This is a genomic window from Mesorhizobium sp. M1A.F.Ca.IN.020.06.1.1, assembly GCF_004023265.1.
In the GTDB taxonomy this organism is placed as follows: Bacteria; Pseudomonadota; Alphaproteobacteria; order Rhizobiales; family Rhizobiaceae; genus Mesorhizobium.
This window is the reverse complement of sequence record NZ_RZSR01001775.1, coordinates 1-480: the sequence shown is the minus strand read 5'-3', so window position 1 is coordinate 480 and position 480 is coordinate 1. Positions and strand designations below refer to the sequence as shown.

General features: G+C 67.7%; 1 protein-coding gene. It reads right to left on the bottom strand.

Going from position 1 to position 480, the window contains the following annotated elements; translation table 11 throughout:
• Window positions 1-480: hypothetical protein (locus tag EOA60_RS38060; protein WP_164899960.1), on the bottom strand; the 480-nt coding region annotated here is incomplete at both ends.

Here is a 480-nt window from a genome sequence, read left to right as displayed (position 1 = left end):
TGCTGCAGGGCGGGCGCAAGGCCTGCCACGCCCGCTCCGAGGCCTTCCAAGCCCCAGACGCGATGCCAGAGCGCGAGCCCCTCGGTGAGGAGGACGAGACGCTGCTGTAGTGCCGGCGCAAGGCCTGCCACGCCAGCTCCGAGGCCCCTCAGGGCCGAGGCGCGCTGCTCGGGGTTGTCAAATCCCTCTGCGAGCGCGATGAGACGCTGTTGCAGGGCGGGCGCAAGCCCTCCCAGGCCTGTCCCGACGGCTCGGAGGGCCAAGGCGCGATCCTTGCGGTTAGCAAGCCCCTCGACGAGTGCGACGAGGCGCTCCTGCTGCACGCTGGTGAGGCAATTGAAGTTGGGCGTGAGGGATTGGATCACGCTGGGATGCATCAACACGGTAGAGGGATCGACGCCTGGCTGGGGCTCCGTCAACCTGTTCCAGATGGCCTGAACCTGGATAGCCCTTTGGCGGCTTTCTTGAGGCGCCGCGATC